Origin of the sequence: Pseudoalteromonas rhizosphaerae, from assembly GCF_902498845.1 — a bacterium.
Lineage (GTDB): Bacteria > Pseudomonadota > Gammaproteobacteria > Enterobacterales > Alteromonadaceae > Pseudoalteromonas > Pseudoalteromonas rhizosphaerae.
On sequence record NZ_CABVLM010000044.1, the window covers coordinates 1 to 1,032 of the forward strand.

The window sequence follows — 1,032 nt, forward strand, 5'->3', positions numbered from 1 at the left end:
ATCGATTCCACAATAATGTGGATGCATGTTATTGTAAAAGTTCATTGAGCTTTCTCCTGTAAGGTTGGTTGCCTTTTCAGCGTAGCGAATAATCGCGATGCTGGGGAGGAGGCTCAATGAGTATCAAACAGCTTCACCGGACTCCGTAATACTTGCACCTTTCCTGCAAAAACACGCAGTAAAGTCGCCAACATATTACGCGCGGTGAGCTGGGCGTTATATGTCCAAGGAGGAACCGAGGTGAGTGATAACCTGTATTTCAAATCAGCGATGTTTAAATCTAATAAGTCTCTTGCTGAGTATGTGTTTTCTGAACTTAAAAAGTTGAATTTTAATCCAGAATCTCCTATCGACAGTGATTATATGTTTAGTATTGCTATGAACATCGACGGAGTGATGGTTGATGTGTACCTCGGTAAAAATGACGAGGAGTCGGAAACTCCTTTATGGCAGGTTTGGCCAGAACAACGCATCTCCTTTTTTAAGAAGTTTTTTGGTAAAGTCAATAAGTCACCTGAAGTGAAAGCAAGACAAGTTATCGAAAACATCGCAAAAAACATTGAGGGCGTTACTGATGTCGCATGGGACATATGACAAGTTAAACCATCGGAAAATCCCTCGCAGGCCAAACAACGGCCTATACGCTCGCGTTTTCCGCTGTTTAAGCGTTAGTTGCGTATCATGAATCTAGAGCTGTTCAAATTAACAGAGGATGAGCGGTTATTATTGGTCGAAATGACTGATTTCGGAGTGCCTCTCTATGAGGTTCTTGATGAGTAAAAAAGGACAGGCACATTTTTTTGCAAAAATCATAGCATCAACTACTGTTATTGCATACAGTATCTGATGAAGTTGATATATTATGACTCGCGCAAGAAAAAACCTTATTGATTTAGCATCGACATCTTAATCTCACGATGCGTGAGACGTGCATTCTTGTGTGGTGATGATAAATACACAGGTAAAAACTTTGATCATCGTAGGGAGTGGTTAGTAGAGCGAATTAAGTTATTAAGTAGTGTGTTCGCCATT

The 1,032-nt window shown here is 40.5% G+C and carries 1 protein-coding gene and 1 pseudogene; both read left to right on the plus strand.

Annotation, left to right across the window (positions count from 1 at the left end; translation table 11 throughout):
- Positions 1–240 precede the first annotated feature (240 nt).
- A complete protein-coding gene (locus PSR9079_RS23360; RefSeq protein WP_149983455.1) occupies positions 241–594 on the plus strand; it encodes a hypothetical protein in 354 nt (117 codons plus the stop codon).
- 268 nt (positions 595–862) lie between these two features.
- Positions 863–1,032 (plus strand): annotated as a pseudogene (locus tag PSR9079_RS24215) (alpha-amylase family glycosyl hydrolase); the annotation flags it as partial.